The sequence below is a fragment of the Clostridium sp. AM25-23AC genome (assembly GCF_003435125.1).
In the GTDB taxonomy this organism is placed as follows: domain Bacteria; phylum Bacillota; class Clostridia; order Lachnospirales; family Lachnospiraceae; genus Pilosibacter; species Pilosibacter fragilis.
This window is the reverse complement of sequence record NZ_QWGI01000092.1, coordinates 1-1203: the sequence shown is the minus strand read 5'-3', so window position 1 is coordinate 1203 and position 1203 is coordinate 1. Positions and strand designations below refer to the sequence as shown.

Sequence of the window (1203 nt, the reverse complement as noted above, 5' to 3'; positions counted from 1 at the left end):
CAGGCGCAGGCAAAGCGTATGCGTGAGCTGGACGAAAAGAAGCTGCTCAACGGGGATGTGATTGACGGCATTATGATGGAGGACAAAAAGGAGGTAGACAAAGTGATTTTGACAGGTGCGGAACTGAGCAAGTATTTCGGCAAGGAAACTACGCCGAGGGAAATGAAGGACCAGATTATCAAGCTGCTGGACGACTGGAAGGGCCAGCAGAAGGAACACGAAAAGCCGGAGAAGAAAAACGAACAGGAAAAGTAAGCCGAAACCTCGGGTCAACGTGGCCCGAGGATTGCGGGGCTCTGCCCCGCGCCCCGAAGCTCTGGAGATATAAATGATTCCCCGTCGCCAGTTATTCCGTAGCATAGCCGGGAAAATCAGTCAAGGGCAGCGCCGCCGCAGGCGGTGCCGGAGGCACCCTTGACGGATTTCTCCCGGTTATGCTTTTTCCCGGTCAAGCGACGGGGATATAAATTCTCCAGAGCCGTTCCCCTTCCCGGGGGAAGGGGCGGAGGGGTTGGGCGATATCTTGCTTTTTTCTAAACCAAAACAGAAATGGAGGCTCAACCAATGAAACGACCTTTAGCGTACCTGACCGCCGCATGGAGCGGCGAGCCGGATGTTGATATGGAGCTGGCGGCCCACTACTGCCGCCTTGCTTATGAGGCGGGCTTTTCCCCTATCTGCCCGCTCTTGTACCTGCCGCTGTTTTTGAATGACAGCGTTCCCGAGGAACATAAGGCCGGGATTGATATGCGCCGGGATATGCTGCGGCGTTCCCACACCCTGATCGTCTGCGGCAGCGCTGTGGACGAGGATGTAAAAAATGATATTGCGGTTGCCGGACGGCTGGGCATTGCGGCGACAACGCTGGAAGGGGTGCTTGCCGTGAAGGGACACGGCACCCCGGGCCATGCCGGACATTAAGCTGGGAAGCCTTTTCGACGGGATTGGCGTGTTCCCTCTGGCTGCTTCCCGGTGCGGTATCCGTCCGGTATGGGCCAGTGAGATTGAAAAAGCGCCCATCTCCATAACCAAAAGGCACTTTCCCGACATGGTGCATTTGGGGGATATTACGAAGGTGGACGGCGGGAAAATCCCGCCGGTTCATGTAATTACCTTCGGTTCCCCCTGTCAGAACCTTTCTCTGATCGGCAACCGCTCCGGCCTTGCCGGGGCAAAATCAAGCCTGTTCTATCAGGCGTTTCG

General features: G+C 56.4%; 2 protein-coding genes and 1 pseudogene. All 3 read left to right on the top strand.

Annotated elements, in window-relative coordinates; all coding sequences use genetic code 11:
• A pseudogene (locus DW677_RS18045) lies at positions 1 to 255 on the top strand (DNA-binding protein); the annotation flags it as partial.
• A 309-nt stretch (positions 256 to 564) separates the two neighbouring features.
• On the top strand, positions 565 to 921 hold the full coding sequence (locus DW677_RS18040; protein WP_003500157.1) for a hypothetical protein: 357 nt from the start codon (positions 565 to 567) through the stop codon (positions 919 to 921).
• On the top strand, positions 908 to 1203 hold a 296-nt coding region (locus DW677_RS18035), incomplete at its 3' end, for a DNA cytosine methyltransferase (RefSeq protein WP_147324996.1). The genes DW677_RS18040 and DW677_RS18035, both read left to right, overlap by 14 nt.

Bases quoted from the DNA above. Each gene is read 5' to 3' on its own strand.
- DW677_RS18040 (WP_003500157.1), top strand. From the start codon at position 565: ATGAAACGACCTTTAGCGTACCTGACCGCCGCATGGAGCGGCGAGCCG.